The following is a 14,985-nucleotide window of genomic DNA, read 5'->3' on the forward strand; positions in this document are numbered from 1 at the left end:
TTGACGACGCCGGGCGCCGTGAAGCGTCAGCGGCTGCGGACGTAGCGTCCCGGCGCATCCTCAATCACGCGATCGCCCTTGCTGCCCGGAATGCGCTTGCCTTTGGCTGCAACCAGGTCGGGCGCCTGTTTTCCAATCCATTCAATCCAGTCCGGCCACCAGCTGCCCTTGGTTTCGGTGGCCCCAGCCACAAACTCCTCCAGACTCGCGGGATCATTCGGGTTGAGCCAGTACTGGTACTTGCCCGATTCCGGTGGGTTGACCACTCCGGCGATATGCCCTGAACCGGCGAGTACAAACTTCCACTGGCCGGACAGATGCCGCGTCAGTTTCCACACGCTGTTCGGCGGCGCAATATGGTCCTCGCGGCCGGCCTGGATGTAACATGGCGTTGCGATGCGGCGCAGGTCGACCGGCGTATTGTCAACCACCATCGCATCGGGAATGACCAGACGGTTGTCGCGATAGAGATCGCACAGATAGGCCTGGTGCCACCGCGAGGGCAGGTTGGTCGTGTCCCCGTTCCAGTGCAGCAGGTCGAACGCCGGATAGTCCTCGCCCAGCAGGTAGTTGTTGACGACGTAGTTCCAGATCAGGTCCGTGCCGCGCAGCGCGTTGAACGTCGCTGCCATGTAGCGCCCATCGAGATAGCCGTCGGTGGAAAGGCTCTGCAGCATCTTCAGCTGCCCGTCGTCGATGAAGTTCTTGAGTTCGCCCGCGTCCTCGAAATCGACCTGCGCGGTGAAGAACGTCGCGCTGGCAACCTTTTCGGCCTCACCCCGGCGCGCCAGCACGGCCAGCGTCGCCGCCAGCGTGGTGCCGGCCACGCAATAGCCGATGGTGTGGACCGCCGGAACCTTGAGCCGTTCGCGGACATGGTCGATCGCCTCGATCTGGGAGCGCACGTAATCGTCCCACACCACTTCGGCCATGGAGGCATCGGCCGACTTCCACGACACCACGAACACCGTCAGACCCTGCGCCACAGCCCAGCGGATGAAGCTCTTCTGCGGGTTGAGGTCGAGGATGTAGAAGCGGTTGATCCACGGAGGGAAGATCAGCAGCGGCGTCTCGAATACCTCGTCGGTCGTCGGCGTGTACTGGATCAGCTGGAACAGCGGTGTTTCATGCACTACCTTGCCCGGCGTTACCGCGATATTGCGGCCCAGTTCGAACGCATCGGGATCGGTGTGGGTGAGTTGCCCCTTGCGCAAGTCATCGAGCAGGTGTTCGACGCCCTTGACCAGGTTCTCGCCCTTGGTCTCCATTGTCCGCTCGATCACTACCGGGTTGGTCAGCGGGAAGTTCGCCGGGGAAAGCGCGTCGGTCACCACCTTGGTGGCAAAACGCAGCTGCTCCTTGCGCTCGGGGCTGAGCCCTTGCGCCTCGTCCGCCATCTGCTGCAGCTTTTCCGAAAGGAACAGGTAGGTCTGGTGGATCAGCGCGAAAGCGGGCTGTTCCTGCCAGCGCTTGTCCTTGAACCGCCGGTCCTGCCGCGGCAGTGCAGGGGGCGCGGCGTTGCCGGTTCCGGCCGAGACGAACTGCCCCATGACCGAAGACCACAACGCCATGCTCTCGTTCCACAGCCTGGCCTGCGTCTCGGCTTGCGCGATCGGCAACTGGCCGGCCATGGCCATGAACGTCTGCGTCCATTTGCCGATGTCGCCAAGGCGCGCCAGCATCGGCTCGACCTGTCCGGCCTGTTCGGCGCTGAAATCGAGCCACATCTTCTGCAGCTTGGCCGCGGACATCGCCCAGTGCTGGAGATCGGCAGGATCGGTGGTGACGGCTTCGGCACCGGGCACCAGCGGCGCGAACATGGCGCGCATGGCTTCGCCCTGCTGGCGGAACAGGTCTTCGAACACGATCGAATCCGCTGGCGAATCACCCACGTTCTTGTTCGTCATCTTCCGTTCCCTGCCGTTACGTCATGGCCTTGTTGCAGCGATCTATACACGCCGTGTGACAGCTTGTTAGCCCGCAGATGCATCCGCCGAACGCGATCATGCATCCATCGAGAGCAAGGTTTCCACAACTGGGCAATTGGCGTAAGGGCTTGCGCTGCGGCGATCCTGCCGCGCCTTTTCGACGAGTATTCAACCGTGGACGAAGAATTCTACCGCATGAAGCGCCTGCCGCCCTACGTCATTGCCGAAGTCAACGGCATGCGGGCCGCCGCGCGCGCCGCCGGTAGGGACATCATCGACCTCGGCATGGGCAACCCCGATCTTCCCCCGCCCGACCATGTGATCGAGAAGCTGTGCGAAGTGGCGCGCAAGCCCGACGCGCATGGCTACTCTGCCTCCTCGGGCATCCCGGGCGTGCGCAAGGCCCAGGCAAACTATTATGGCCGCCGCTTCAACGTCGATCTCGATCCCGAGACCGAAGTGGTGATGACAATGGGCTCCAAGGAAGGCCTTGCCAGCCTGGCCACGGCGATCACCGCGCCCGGTGACGTCGTGCTCGCCCCGAACCCGAGCTATCCGATCCACACTTTCGGCTTCATCATTGCCGGCGCGACCATCCGTTCCGTGCCGACCACGCCGGACGAGCGCTACTGGGATTCGCTCGACCGCGCGATGAAGTACTCGGTGCCGCGCCCCTCGATCCTGATCGTCAACTACCCGTCGAACCCGACGGCGGAAACGGTCGACCTTGCCTTCTACGAACGACTCGTTGCCTGGGCGAAAGAGAACAAGGTCTGGATCCTGTCGGACCTCGCCTATTCCGAGCTCTATTACGACGGCAACCCGACGCGCTCGATCCTCGAGGTGCCGGGCGCGAAGGACGTGGCGGTGGAATTCACCTCTATGTCCAAGACCTTCTCGATGGCCGGCTGGCGCGTCGGCTTTGCCGTGGGCAATGCGCGCCTGATCGCTGCGCTGAAGCGGGTGAAGTCCTACCTTGATTACGGCGCCTTCACGCCGATCCAGGCGGCGACCTGCGCTGCGCTGAACGGCCCGCAGGACATCGTCGTCAAGAATCGCGAGCTTTACCAGAAGCGCCGTGACGTGATGGTCGAAGCCTTCGGCCGCGCCGGCTGGGAAATCCCCAGCCCCAAGGCCTCGATGTTTGCCTGGGCGCCGCTGCCGCCCGCGCTCACGCATCTCGGCAGCCTCGAGTTCTCGAAGCAGCTGCTCACCCACGCCGAAGTCGCTGTCGCCCCGGGCGTCGGCTATGGCGAGGACGGCGAGGGCTTCGTGCGCATCGCCATGGTCGAGAACGAACAGCGCCTCCGTCAGGCCGCGCGCAACATCAAGCGCTACCTGCAGTCGATGGGCGTCAATTCCTCGGCTGCCTGACGCGGCATTGATGACGAATGACGACGGCCCTCTCCGCCCCTGCGGAGGGGGCCGTTGCCGTTTCGCGCGATCCGTCAAATGAGGAAGCTGGACCGGGCGCGAGCGCTCGGGCACCTTGGTCGCAACGAACCAGACAACGGATGCCTGCCATGAACTTCCACGACCGCGTCACCGTCACCATCGAGGATCACGTCGCCCACGTGCTGCTTGATCGCGCCGACAAGATGAACGCGCTCGACGATGCCATGTTCGAAGCGATCGTCACTGCTGGCCATCACCTCCACACCGAACGCGGCGTGCGCGCGGTGGTGCTTTCGGGCGCAGGCCGTTCGTTCTGCGCAGGGCTCGATCTGTCGAGCATGGGAAACACCAGCCGGTGGGAAGGTGACGGGCTCACCGCCCGCACCCACGGCAACGCCAACCGCGCCCAGCAGGCAGCCATGGTCTGGCGCAAGCTGCCGATGCCGGTGGTCGCTGCGGTTCACGGCGTCTGCTTCGGCGGCGGCCTGCAGGTCGCAAGTGGTGCGGACATCCGCTTCATCGCCCCCGATGCGCGGCTGGCGGTGATGGAAGTGAAGTGGGGCCTCGTCCCCGACATGGCCGGCTACGCCCTGTGGCGCGGCAACGTGCGCGACGATGTGCTGCGCGAACTGACCTACACCCACCGCGAATTCAGCGGCGCCGAAGCGGTGCAGTTCGGCTTTGCCACCCACGTCAGCGCCGATCCGCTGGCCGATGCCATGGCGCTCGCCCGCACGATTGCCTCGAAGAGCCCCACTGCCGTGCGCGGAGCCAAGACGCTGTCGAATCGCACGCCTGACATGAGCGTCGACGAAGTGCTCATGGCCGAATCCGTCGCCCAGCATGAACTGATGTATTCGAAGAACCAGATGGAAGCCGTGCGCGCGGGCATGGAAAAGCGGCCTGCGGAATTTGTCGATCCGTAACAGCCTGCTAGTCCTTGTGGGATGAAGGCCATCCACGATCCGTCCGGCGCTCTTGCTTCCGGCCTTGCTGCCATCCGCCAGCAGTTCCAGGTGCCCGAAGGCTTCCCGCCCGAAGTCCTCGCTGCGGCGGAACTGGCAGCGGCAAAAGCACTGGGGCCAGAGCACGAGGATCGCACCGATGAGCCTTTCGTCACGCTCGATCCGGCAACGTCCACCGATCTCGATCAGGCCTTCCATATCGAGGCAGCCGGCAACGACCTGATCCTCCACTACGCCATCGCCGACGTCGCCTGGTTCGTCGATGATGGCGATCCGGTCGACATCGAGGCGTGGAAGCGCGGCGAAACGCAGTATCTCCCCGATGGCAAGGCCGGGCTCTACCCGCCCGCCCTGGCCGAGCGTGCCGCCAGCCTCCTGCCCGATGGCCCGCGCCCGGCCGTCGTGTTCACCGTGCGCCTCGGCGCCAATGGCGAACCGCGGCTCGATGCCGCCCGCCGCGCCGTGATCCGCAGCCGGGCCAAGCTCGCCTACGACAGCGTCCGCCCGGACCAGCTCCCTGCCGACTTTGCCCGCTTTGCCGAACGCATGAGCGCGGCCGAAGCCGCGCGCGGCGCCGCCCGCGTCGATCCGCCAGAGCAGGAAGTCGAAGCGCTCGGGGATGGGCGCTATGCCCTGTCCTTCCGCCCGCTGCTCGCTTCGGAACGCGCCAACGCCACCCTCTCGCTGGCTGCAAATCTCGCCATTGCGCGCGCATTGCACGAGGCTGGCACCGGCCTCTTCCGCGTCATGGCAGGCCCTACCGCTGCAGCCATGGCTCGCCTGCGCACCACCGCCGCAGGCCTCGGGCTGGACTGGCCCGCGCACACCGATCTCAAGACGCTTGAACGTACGCTCGACCAGCGCAATCCCAACCACGCAGCCTTCATGCTGGCAGTGCGGCGGGCAGGCGGGGGCGCCGGCTACGCCCCATGGATACCCGGCGTCACGCCATGGCACGAAGCGATCGCTGCCACTTACGCTCACGCGACTGCGCCCCTGCGGCGTCTGGCAGACCGCTACGTGATTCGCGCAACGCTCGCTGTCACCAATGGCAAGCCCGCCTCGCCGGAGGTCGAAGCCGCGTTCCAGCGCCTGCCCGCCGTCATGGCGAAGGCCGAGGCGCTCTCCGGCCAGATCGAGCGCGCGGTCATCGATCTTGCCGAAACCGTCATGCTGCACGGGCGCGAGGGTGAGACGTTCCGTGCCTGCGTGACGGATACCGACGGCGATTCGGCGCGCGTGCAGCTGCTGGACCTGCCCGTCGTCGCCCGCGCCCGCATTGCCGGTGCCGCACCCGGCCAGCGCGTGAACCTGAGCCTCGCCGGCATCGACAGCAAGCAGCGCCGCCTCCAGTTCGCGCCGGTAAGCTGACCATCCCGCAAGAACCGCTTGCGGCAGCGCGATCTTCCGGCTAACCGCGCCGGACCACGCAGCTCCTGCGATCGAGGCCCGATGGCGGAGTGGTTACGCACCGGATTGCAAATCCGTTTACGCCGGTTCGATTCCGGCTCGGGCCTCCACTTTTCCCAGATCAACCTTTCGCAACGTCCCGGCCCGCGCCAGCGCGTTCCTGTCGCATGGCGCGAAGCGGCAGCGCAATTCGCGCGTCCTCCCGGCATGAGCGAGAGCCGAGAAGACCTCAAGGCCATGGCCGAGCACGTGCTGGCCGCAGCCAAGCGCGCCGATTTGATGCTGGCGACGGCTGAATCCTGCACAGGCGGCCAGCTTGCGGCGCTGTTCACCAGCATCGAGGGCTTCTCCAGCGAGTTCGACCGGGGCTTCGTGACCTACACTGCGCGCTCCAAGTCCGATCTGCTCGGGATCGATCCGATGCTCGTCATCCGTCACGGCGAAGTCAGCCGCGAAGTCGCGCAGGCCATGGCTGCAGGTGCTCTCGAACATTCGGCAGCAGGTCTGGTCTGTGCGATTACCGGCTTTGCCGGCCGCGGCGAAGATGGCGACGAGACCGGGCTCATCCATCTGGCGGTCGTGCGCAAGGGGGCTCCAGCGATCCTGCGCGAATGCCACTTTGGCGAACGCGGCCGCGAGGAAAGCCGCGACATGACCGTGCGCGCCGCGCTCGAGATGATGGCCGAAGCACTCGAGGTCTAGTCGATCACGAGGTAATAGCCCGCCGCATTGCTCGAAGGGTTGGTCAGCACGATCTCGAAGCGTCCGCTGAACAGCGGTGTCCACATGCATTCGCGGGTCCGTGCCTTGGCGGGCGGGCAGACCGGCTTTGCCTCACCGTCCAGAACCGTGAAATCGAGCGCGGCCTGTCCGGGCGTCGCTACGGCCACGCGGGCGGACCGCCCCCCATCAAACAGTTGCGGCAGGCGCACGGTTGCGCCGGGGTTGATCATGCCTGCCTTGTAGGCCGGCCCCAGCACACGCCCGCGATAAGGCGGCGTATCGGGCATGACGGCCTTTGCGCGCCATTGGGCCACCGGATCCGGTTCCCCGGGCATCGCCCGCGCTCCCAAGCTGTCGAGCGCCGCAAGGATCAACCCCAGTCGTTGTGGATCACCCTGAGCGCTGTCTGCCTCTGCCAGCAGTTTTGCCACGCCCTCTGCCGGATCGGCTGGAATGGCCAGTGCCTCACGCACCGGCGCGGCACGCCCGGAGTGCTGCGCGTTGGTGGCGCAACTGCCGAGCGCGATGGCACCGGCAAGGGTGACGATGGCTAAGGGCTTCATGGTGCAGGCTCCAGGATGAACTGCGCGCCGCGCGGGGCGTCGCCCAGCCTAAGGACAAGGCCGTGGCGTTCGGCAATGGCGCGGGAAAGAGCAAGGCCGAGGCCATGGCCGGGCTTGTCGCCCGGTGCATTGGCGCGGGAAAAGCGTTCGAACACCCGGTCACGCTGGTCGCGCGGGATTCCGGGGCCATCGTCCTCGATGGTCACGTGCGGCCCGGCACGCAGGATCAGGCGCACGCGCCCCCCCTCGGGCACATACTTGATCGCATTGTCGAGCAGGTTGGACAGCAGCCGGGTGATCTGCATGCGCTCGCCCAGCATGGTCACGCCCGGCGCGATCGCGGTCTCCAGCGTCAGCCCGGCATCTTCGGCGCTGCCTTCGTAAAGGTCGGCAAGGCTGGTGACGAGCGCAGTCATGTCGATCTCCGCCAGCCCGGCCAGATCGCCGCGGCGGCTTTCGGCCGAGGCGATGTCGAGCAGGGAATCGAGCATCGACAGGATCGCGCGGATATCCTCGCGCGATTGGCCGATCGGGCCGCCCGCGTTCTCCGGACGTGTCTGCATGGCCGCGCCGAGCCGGTTGTCGAGATGCATCAGCGGGGTGCGGACCTCGTGCGCGACGTGTTCAGAAACCTGCTTGTAGGCCTTGAGCAATTGCGCCTGCCGGGCCAGCAGCCGCGCACCGTGGCTGGCCATTTCGTCGATCTCGTCGCCACCACGCTGTCGCGCCGGAAAGCTCGCCGCGCGGCCATCGGCGGCTGCGCCAAGCGCTGCATTCACCGCGTCCATCCTGCGCGCAAGGTGTCGCGCGGTGATCCACGCGACAAAGGCCACGGCGGCAACGATGGCCGCGCCAACGGCAAGGAACGCGCCCGAAAGAACAGCGAGGGCTGTGCGGTCGCGGTCATATTCGCGTGCGACCAGCAACTGCAGGTCAGGCGCGAGCTTCGCGCCCTGGGCGTAGACGTTCGTCCCTCCCGCCAGCGTGACGAATCCTTCTTCCGACCGGGCGGCATTGATCAGCGGCCATTGCCGCACGTCTCCGGCAAGCAGGCGCCCGCCGCCATCGGCGACCATGTAATGCGAGCGGCGTCCCTCGAGGCTGACCACGGCTTGCCGGTCGGCCACGCGGCGCAACAGTTCCTCGCACCCGGCCGTGGCATAGATGTCGATCAGGCCGGCAAGGTCCGTCGAGACCGTTGCCGAGAGCGAAGCGCGGGTCTGGCGCTGGACGGTGATGGTGGTCACCGCGAACAGCACAGCCACAGCGATCACTGCGATCAGGATCGACGCTGTCGTCAATTGGCCGAAGATCGACCTTCTTCGAACTCGCGCAGGCTTCATTCGCCTCTCGTCAGTCGATAGCCTGCACCCCAGATCGTCTCGAGCGCGGGCGCGGCAAAGCCGTCTTCGAGCTTGCGGCGCATGCGGCCGATATTGACGTCGACGACATTGGTCTGGGGATCGAAGTTCATGTTCCACACGTCCCGCAGCAGCATTTCGCGCGTCACCGTCTCGCCGGCGTTTTCCATGAAATAGCGGAACAGCGCGAATTCGCGCGGAGACAAGGGAATGTGCTTGCCCGAACGGAAGGCGGTGCGGGCCTTCACGTGGCATTCGAACGCGCCGTAGATGATCACCGCGCCGTGAACCGCGCCCGCCGCGCGGCGATGCAGCGCGCGCAGCCGCGCTACCAGCTCCTGCGGCTCGTAAGGTTTGGCAAGATAGTCATCGACGCCAGCCTCGAGCCCTTCAATGCGGTTTTCGCTGCGGCCGAGGGCCGAAAGCATCAGCACTGGCGTGCCGACACCTGCCGAACGCAGGCGCGAGACGATCGTCAGGCCATCGAGATCGGGCAGCATGCGGTCTAGGATGATCACGTCGAAGTCCTCGGCACCGGCGCGCTGCAGGCCCGCCGTTCCGGTCTGCTCCCATGCCATCCGGTCACCGTCGGCCAGCACCAGTTCCTGCACGGCCTGCGCGGCGCGTGGATCGTCCTCGACGTATAGGATGTTGAGATTGCCCATCTTCGCTGCCCCCGATCCGGCATTTGCCGTGGCCGAACCGTCCGGCGCGATCATTTCACGCCGGACGGTGGCCTTGCAACCCTTCGTTTCGCGAGCGTTTCAGCGCATGTCCTCGACCGAGACCCAGCCCTTGGTGCCGAAGCTGTCCTGGACCTCGATGAACAGACCTTGCCGCTGACCGGTGGGTGTGAGAGCGGTACCGGCGCGCACGGTGCGAAGCGTTGCGGACTTGAGATCGGCCGCGGTGAACATCTTGGTGTCGATTGCGGTCGTGGCGTTTGCAGGTGCTGCCGGTGCCGGTGCGGCGGCCGGAGCGAGCGAGGCAAGCGCAGGGCCTTGGCCTGACAAACCGTTGAAAGCCTTGACGAAAGCCTCGATCAGCATCTGCCCGTCCTTGCTCCCGGCATAGGCCGCGCCGGTCGCTCCGCTGGCCACTGCGCCAAGGGTGCCGCCGCCGTTTCCGAAGGAAATCGTGGTCTTCTTGACCTCGCCCGAGCCTGACGCGACAGTCTGCCCATTGGCCGGGCTGATCAGGCGGATGCCGGCGGCCACCACTTTCTTCTTGCCGCCGAAGCCGCCGAACATGCCGAGCATCGAGCCGGCGCCTGGAATGCTGCGCATCATGCCGCTTGCCGCGCCCGAGCGGACGAGGCCTTCCATTGCAACACCCTTAGCCTTTTCAATGGCTTGGTCGACTTCTTCCTTGTCACCGGCGATGACGTTCATCAGGAACGTGGCAGGCTTGCCGCTGGCCGGATCGTGCAGCGAAAAGCAGCCGGATTCGCGGGCCATGGCGGCGATCAGCTCGCGCGGGGAGGACAGGCCGTACTTGGTCCAGCCTTGCGTATCGCCATCGACCAGCGCGACCGAGCCATAGCTCTTGTCGCACTTGGCGAGCGTGACGGGCGGCTCCTTGTCGGCAGCCAGGGCAGCAGTCGAAACCATTGAAAGCACGGCGAAAGTCAAGGTCCTGCGAAGCATCGGTCTTCCCCTAGAAGGGGGGCTGCACCCCCGTGCGGCCCCTTTCCAACTCTGGGGTAACTCTGCGGCAACTCTCCCCCGACTCCCACACAACTGTCCCGTCACTCTCGTGACAATTGCCGTTAATCTTCGCGGCAATTGCCGTTCAAGGAGCAACCTTGCCGAAGACAAGCACGCCGTTGACGGTGAACGCGCCAGTCGGGGCAAAATCGCTGATCTGATAGCCAAGGCCGACGTGGCTGGCGGCGTTGCCATAGAGCGCGCCCACCACGCTTGCGGTGCAAGAACCGATGCAGCTGTTGGCGTTTGCCGCCGCAATGCCAACCGAGCCCGAACCGAAGCGCATGTCGCCGCCGACAACGAGGCCGCCGTTGCCAGGGTCTGCCGATCCGCCCGGCGTTGCCACTGTCCAACCCCGGTTACCGGTGGCGACGTTGAGGTTGAAGCCGACCTTGGCCTGCGTGCCGAACTGGACGGCGAGCGTGCCCGATGCCGTTCCCGAGTTGCCGTCCGCCCCGTTGAAGTTGGTCGGGGCGGTCGAGCCGACGACGGTGTAGTTTACCGTCCCGCTTACCGGGAGGTTGGCTGCTGCGGTTCCGGTGACGATATGAACCTGAGGATTGGTCGAGGCATTGTTCGCGGTATCGTCCCAGCGCGTCCAGGCCACTGCATCATCGATCCGGCCGTGTTCCTTGAGCACCGAGGAGGTGCCGTAGAGGATGTTGGAGTTTGGCGTCAGCTTGACCCGGCTGATCGTGCCGTCCGGCGAGACCGTGACTTCGGCGGACGAGGACGCGTTAGTGCCGCCGTTTTGCAGAACCGCAGTTGGCGCGAAGCTGATCGTGGGCGAGCCGGACGAGGCGACGGTGCCGCTGGCCTTGAAGGCAGCAGAGCCGATGATGTACTTGCTGTCGCCGCCCGGCGTCAGCGCGGCGTAGGTGATTGCCGCCTTGTCTGCCGATCCGGCAAAGCTGCCGTTGACGGCCACGGTGCAGAAATTCGTGCAGCGGCTCGATCCGTCGTCCCCGGGCGCGACGAAGCCGAAGGTCCCGTTGGAATAGAGCTGGAACTGCGTTGTCGACTGCGAGATGTCGGCAAGACCGCCCGTGGTGGCGATGTTATAGACGTAATCGGCACCATTGAGACTGCCGCCGGGCATGACGATACGCGCCTCCATCGCCACTATCGGCAGGGTGCGCCCGAAATTGACCTTGAAGCTGCCGGTGAACGTGCCCGGCGCGCTCGATCCGTCGATCCATGTTGGCTTGGTCGCAGCATAGAGAGCATAGCTGACGATGCCCGTCGTCGGCGCCGTGAAGTTTGTCGGCAAGGCCCGTGCGGCGAAATAATGCAGCCCCTGGTTGGCGTTGAGAGTGAAGGGATTTGCTCCGGTATTGGTGCCATTGGACCAGCGCCCGAGCACGATATCAGCATCACCAGCAACATCGCTGACCGTCATCGTGCCGGGCGTGCGCGTGATGTTGGCCGGGCGGGTGTAGCTTTGCAGCCCGCCGTTGGCATCGAGCGTATAGGCTGTGGCACTGAAGCCCAGCTCGCTGCCGGTGATCAGGCGACCATCCGGCAGGCGCAAGGTGGTGATGAAGTTGATGCGCGGCGATGTGCCGTTGAAGCCGCCGGTGTACCCGGTCAGCACGCCGCCGCCGGTTCCGCCTCCGGTAGTCCCGCCCGGAAGCGTGCCGTCCTTGCCGAAGATCACCGCGCCCTGGATGCGGCCCGCGCTGAAACTGCCGCCGTAGGTCTGGTACATCAGGCCGAGCCGGTTGACCTGGTCCTGTCCGGCAAAATCGCCATAGAGGGTGATGTTGCAACCTGTCCCGCCCGAGGCGCAGCCCTGACCGTTGCCGGTCATGCTGTTGCCGAAGAAGTAGTTGCCGAGGCTGTCGTAGATCACCTCCTGCATCTGGCCATTGGCATAGTTCGGCGTGCTGAAGGTGTAGGTCACATCGCCGCCGGACTCGGGCATGACGATCGTGCCGAGCGTGCGGTAGGTGAGATTGCGGTTGTTGGTGGAAAAGCCGATGGTCAGCGCAGCATCGAAGGTGCCCGGCGCGGTGCGACCGTCGGAATAGACCGGGCGTGTTGCCGCCAGAACCTTGTAATCGACCGTGCCCGAAACCGGCAGCGTGACGCCCTTGGGCGCGAGCACGACATAGGGCATGCCGTTGTTGGTGCCGAAGCCGAACTGGCTGTTCTTGAGCCGCGCGTTGCCATCGTAATAGCGCCCGACAATCGCGCTGGCATCGCCCGCGACATCGGTGACCTTGGCCCCGAGCGTGGCGATGTCACCCGCCGTTTCCAGCTCCCCGGCAGCGTTGACCGTGGGCGTGGAGTTGGCGGGCTGGATATTGCCGTTGTGCCCGGCAAGCGCCTTCGAACCCGCCGCGTTCGACGGAAAGCCGCCAGTGTAGGTGGTGAGGCGCGTGCCGCCGGTTCCGCCCCCGGTGCCGCCGCCCGAGCCGGGAAGCCCCGAGAACAGGTCCGGATTTCCACCGCCTGCGAGGTAGACGTAGAAGCTTTCGATGAAGGCCAGCGTCGCGCCATCGAACAGCGCGGCGAGCACGCCGGCATCGGTCAGCGCCTTGAGGTAGGCGAGGATCTGCGCCTGCGTGAGCAGGGTATATTCCGAAGGCTTGCCGCCGTTTGCGAGGAAGGCGTAGTAGGCCTCGAGCGCGGTGACGTAAGTCGCGTAGACCGGCAGCGCGGTGTAGCCATCAGGCGTGCCGCCGCCGGTGAGGAAGGCGTAGTAGGCGGTAAGGAATTCGGCCTGCGCGCCGAGCAGCGTCGCGAGCTTGCCGCTGTCGATCAGCGCCTTGATGTACTGCTGCAGCAGGGCAAGGTCGGCCCCGGTATAGGCGCTGGGTACGCCGCCTGCCTGCAGATAGGCGACATAGGCCGAGAGCGCATCGGCGAAGGCTTCGTAGTTCGGCGGGGTTGGCAGGCCGGTGTAGAGGTCCGGGTTTCCGCCATTGGCAAGATAGGTGAAGAAGGCCGAGTAGAAGCTGGCGAGCTGGCCGAGGAATGCCTCGTTCGCGCCGACGGCGGAAAGCGCGGCGAGATACTGGCGGATCTCGTCCTGCGTCAGTGCGGTGTAGGCAGAGGGCAACCCGCCGTTCTGGAGAAATTCGTAATAGGCCTGCAGCGCCGTGGCGTAGCCGGTGAAGACGTTGAACGGCAGACCCTGCCAGCCGTCGATGGTGCCGCCACTGGTGAGGTAGGCGAGGTACTGCGCATAGAACGTGGCCTGTGCGCCGAGGAAACGGTCCAGCGCGCCTGCTGCGGCGAGGGCATCGAGGTACTGGCGCAGCACGGCGGGATCGAGCGCGGTGTAGGCCGACGGCACGCCGCCTGCGGCAAGGTAGGCCTGATAGCTGGCGAGCGCGGATGCATAGCCGGCAAAGACATTGGCGGGCAGGCCCTGCCAGTCGTCGATGGTGCCGCCCTGCTTCAGGTAGGCGAGATACTGCGCGTAAAACGTCGCCTGCGCGCCCAGCACCTGTTCGAACAGGCCGGTCGCCTGCAGGGTTTCGAGGTACTGGCGCAGCGCGGCAGGATCGGCGCCTTCGTAGGCGCTCGGCAGCTGGCCGCTCTGGAGATAGGCGAAATAGGTGGTCAGCGCGGTGCGGTACTGCGCGATGAACGTGGTGCCGCCATTGGCGAGATAGGCCTGAAGCAGCGCGCGGTCGCTTTCGGCAAGGCGGACGAGCAGGCCGGAATCGTTGAGGAAGCCGATATAGGCGTTGATCGTCGCCTGGGTCGCGCCGGCAAACGCCAGCGGATCGCCGCCTGTACGGATATAGGCGAAGTAGGCGCTGGTCAGCGAGGTGTAACGCGACACGAACTGGTCGGCATTGCCGCCGCCCAGCACGAAGGCGAGATAGGCATCGACCAGCACGCGGTTCTGGCTCGACAGCGCGGCAAAGCCATCGGTGCGCGAGCGGTAGGAGATGAAGGCGTTGATGTCCGCCAGCGAAGTGCCGCTGAACGAGGACGGCGCCGCGCCCGAACGGACGAGATCGAGGAACTGCACCATCAGCCCCGCATAGACGGTGAGGAACTGCGCCTGGGTCTGGCCGCTGGCGAGGTAGTTCAGGTAGGCGCGGATCACGTCGGCTTGGGCCTGATTGAACGGCTGGCCGCCGTAGAGGCTCTCGAGCCGGGCGGCATAGGCGACGAGGGCGGCAAGATCGCTGGACGGGAAGGTTTCGAGGCTGGGGTTGGCCACGGCCGCTTCGATGCGCTGGCCTGAGGAGACGATATCGCCCGAGGCGCCAGCGGCTGCGAGCGCTTCGCCGAGGATCACGGGCACGCCGTTTTCGGCAGCGGCAACCGGGCCGCCTTCGCTGATCGCGGCGACTTGCGGTTCGGGAGCTGGTGTGGGAGCCGGTGCCGGAGCTGGCGTTTGGGCCGCAAGTTGCGCCTGCCGCTGCGGGGTCATGCGCGGGGCGGGCGCGACGGGGGCCGAAGTGGCAAGGCGGGGGTGGCCGTTGGCAACTTCCCATGCCTGCCCGGCGTTGAAGCGCCGTTCCTCGCGCCCGTTGGCAATGCTGGCAAGGCCGGTCAGGACGCGACCCGTGACCATGGTCTTGCCGCTGGCGTCAGTGGCAACCGAGAAGCTGCCGGACGAGCCTGCGCCCGCGATCTTGCCCGTCCCCTGACCGCCGAGGCGGACGAGCGTTTCACTCATCCCTGCACCGGTGACGGTGACGTTGCCCTTGAACAGATCGACCGAGCCATCGGGGCGCAGCTGGAATTCCGCGCCTTCGACGAACGAGAGCATCGCGCCGCTGGACAGGCGGATCTGGGTGACGCCTGACCCTTGCGTGACGCGCTCGCCGCGCAGGGCGGCGGCGGCAAGATCGGCATTGTCGGCAAAGACCACTTCCTGCGCCTGGGCACGGGTGGCGAGAGCAAGAGTGGAGGCTCCGATCAGGAGGGCGGTGAGGGCTGAGGCTTTCATGGGGCTGGTCTCCCGG

The 14,985-nt window shown here is 65.9% G+C and carries 10 protein-coding genes and 1 tRNA gene; 5 read left to right on the top strand and 6 right to left on the bottom strand.

The window, feature by feature from the left end:
* Positions 1–26: 26 nt before the first annotated feature.
* Complete coding sequence (locus tag ACZ1JY_RS12200) at positions 27–1,907, bottom strand: PHA/PHB synthase family protein (RefSeq protein ID WP_465129442.1); 1,881 nt, start codon at positions 1,905–1,907, stop codon at positions 27–29.
* A gap of 195 nt (positions 1,908–2,102) precedes the next feature.
* On the opposite strand from ACZ1JY_RS12200, the gene ACZ1JY_RS12205 reads away from it, so the two are divergent.
* From ACZ1JY_RS12205 to ACZ1JY_RS12225, 5 genes are all read left to right on the top strand, one after another.
* Positions 2,103–3,302, top strand: coding sequence for an LL-diaminopimelate aminotransferase (locus tag ACZ1JY_RS12205; RefSeq protein WP_118072527.1), 1,200 nt, complete (start codon positions 2,103–2,105; stop codon positions 3,300–3,302).
* Between the two features lie 140 nt (positions 3,303–3,442).
* The gene (locus tag ACZ1JY_RS12210) at positions 3,443–4,249 is read left to right on the top strand and encodes a crotonase/enoyl-CoA hydratase family protein (RefSeq protein WP_168905483.1); all 807 of its coding nucleotides are present in this window, start codon (positions 3,443–3,445) and stop codon (positions 4,247–4,249) included.
* A 21-nt stretch (positions 4,250–4,270) separates the two neighbouring features.
* The gene (locus ACZ1JY_RS12215; protein WP_465129443.1) at positions 4,271–5,659 is read left to right on the top strand and encodes an RNB domain-containing ribonuclease; all 1,389 of its coding nucleotides are present in this window, start codon (positions 4,271–4,273) and stop codon (positions 5,657–5,659) included.
* Between the two features lie 75 nt (positions 5,660–5,734).
* Positions 5,735–5,808, top strand: a tRNA-Cys gene (locus ACZ1JY_RS12220).
* Positions 5,809–5,905: 97 nt separating this feature from the next.
* The gene (locus ACZ1JY_RS12225) at positions 5,906–6,400 is read left to right on the top strand and encodes a CinA family protein (protein ID WP_465129444.1); all 495 of its coding nucleotides are present in this window, start codon (positions 5,906–5,908) and stop codon (positions 6,398–6,400) included.
* Here ACZ1JY_RS12225 and ACZ1JY_RS12230 read toward each other — a convergent pair.
* The 5 genes from ACZ1JY_RS12230 to ACZ1JY_RS12250 all read right to left on the bottom strand — a co-directional run bounded on the left by ACZ1JY_RS12230 (position 6,397) and on the right by ACZ1JY_RS12250 (position 14,969).
* Positions 6,397–6,984: a hypothetical protein gene (locus tag ACZ1JY_RS12230; RefSeq protein ID WP_465129445.1), complete on the bottom strand. Its 588-nt coding sequence runs from the start codon at positions 6,982–6,984 to the stop codon at positions 6,397–6,399. The two genes, ACZ1JY_RS12225 and ACZ1JY_RS12230, sit on opposite strands and share 4 nt — an antisense overlap.
* Positions 6,981–8,285 (bottom strand): sensor histidine kinase, encoded by a 1,305-nt coding sequence (locus tag ACZ1JY_RS12235; RefSeq protein ID WP_465129446.1) that lies wholly within the window; start codon positions 8,283–8,285, stop codon positions 6,981–6,983. Before ACZ1JY_RS12235 ends, ACZ1JY_RS12230 begins: the two co-directional genes overlap by 4 nt.
* Positions 8,286–8,323: 38 nt before the next feature.
* A complete protein-coding gene (locus ACZ1JY_RS12240) occupies positions 8,324–9,010 on the bottom strand; it encodes a response regulator transcription factor (RefSeq protein WP_118074554.1) in 687 nt (228 codons plus the stop codon).
* Between the two features lie 99 nt (positions 9,011–9,109).
* Positions 9,110–9,991 carry an SH3 domain-containing protein gene (locus ACZ1JY_RS12245; protein WP_465129447.1) on the bottom strand — a complete coding sequence of 294 codons (882 nt, stop codon included), beginning with the start codon at positions 9,989–9,991 and terminating at the stop codon, positions 9,110–9,112.
* A 145-nt stretch (positions 9,992–10,136) separates the two neighbouring features.
* Positions 10,137–14,969, bottom strand: a complete 4,833-nt coding sequence (locus tag ACZ1JY_RS12250; RefSeq protein WP_465129448.1) for a hypothetical protein — start codon at positions 14,967–14,969, stop codon at positions 10,137–10,139.
* Between the last annotated feature and the right edge of the window lie 16 nt (positions 14,970–14,985).

The sequence above is a fragment of the Novosphingobium sp. BL-A-41-Hi4B-X5A genome, assembly GCF_055521705.1.

Coding starts and splice junctions, on each gene's coding strand:
- ACZ1JY_RS12200 (WP_465129442.1), bottom strand. CDS start 1,907: ATGACGAACAAGAACGTGGGTGATTCGCCAGCGGATTCGATCGTGTTC.
- ACZ1JY_RS12210 (WP_168905483.1), top strand. CDS start 3,443: ATGCCTGCCATGAACTTCCACGACCGCGTCACCGTCACCATCGAGGAT.
- ACZ1JY_RS12215 (WP_465129443.1), top strand. CDS start 4,271: ATGAAGGCCATCCACGATCCGTCCGGCGCTCTTGCTTCCGGCCTTGCT.
- ACZ1JY_RS12225 (WP_465129444.1), top strand. CDS start 5,906: ATGAGCGAGAGCCGAGAAGACCTCAAGGCCATGGCCGAGCACGTGCTG.
- ACZ1JY_RS12230 (WP_465129445.1), bottom strand. CDS start 6,984: ATGAAGCCCTTAGCCATCGTCACCCTTGCCGGTGCCATCGCGCTCGGC.
- ACZ1JY_RS12240 (WP_118074554.1), bottom strand. CDS start 9,010: ATGGGCAATCTCAACATCCTATACGTCGAGGACGATCCACGCGCCGCG.
- ACZ1JY_RS12245 (WP_465129447.1), bottom strand. CDS start 9,991: ATGCTTCGCAGGACCTTGACTTTCGCCGTGCTTTCAATGGTTTCGACT.
- ACZ1JY_RS12250 (WP_465129448.1), bottom strand. CDS start 14,969: ATGAAAGCCTCAGCCCTCACCGCCCTCCTGATCGGAGCCTCCACTCTT.